Origin of the sequence: Halorubrum sp. SP9, from assembly GCF_005435015.1 — an archaeon.
GTDB lineage: Archaea > Halobacteriota > Halobacteria > Halobacteriales > Haloferacaceae > Halorubrum > Halorubrum sodomense.
The window spans coordinates 1-327 of the sequence record NZ_SGXU01000543.1 but is presented as its reverse complement, the minus strand read 5'-3'; the positions used below and the strand labels follow the sequence as shown (position 1 = coordinate 327).

Below are 327 nucleotides of genomic sequence, written 5' to 3'. Positions count from 1 at the left end.
CGCCCGATGACGAACTCCACGAGGATCGCCGGGAACCCGATCAGCGCGACGAACGCCAGGTAGGTTATCAGAAACGACGATCCGCCGTACTGGCCGGTGATGAACGGGAACCGCCAGACGTTCCCCAACCCGACCGCGCTGCCGACCGCGGCGAGGATGAAGCCCGCTCGCGTCGCCCACGTCTCGCGTGCCATTTGTGTGCCGGATGAATCCTCACTGCCCCCTAAAAACGTGTCTCTCCGGCGCTCTTACTACCGATCATCGAACATGATCAATCGGTCACCGGCGTCGGCCGAGGACGACGGGGCCGCGCGGCCGCGCCGGGAC

General features: G+C 65.7%; 1 pseudogene. It reads right to left on the bottom strand.

The annotated features are described in order from the left end of the window. A pseudogene (locus EXE45_RS18530) lies at positions 1 to 194 on the bottom strand (sodium-dependent transporter); the annotation flags it as partial. Positions 195 to 327 lie beyond the last annotated feature (133 nt).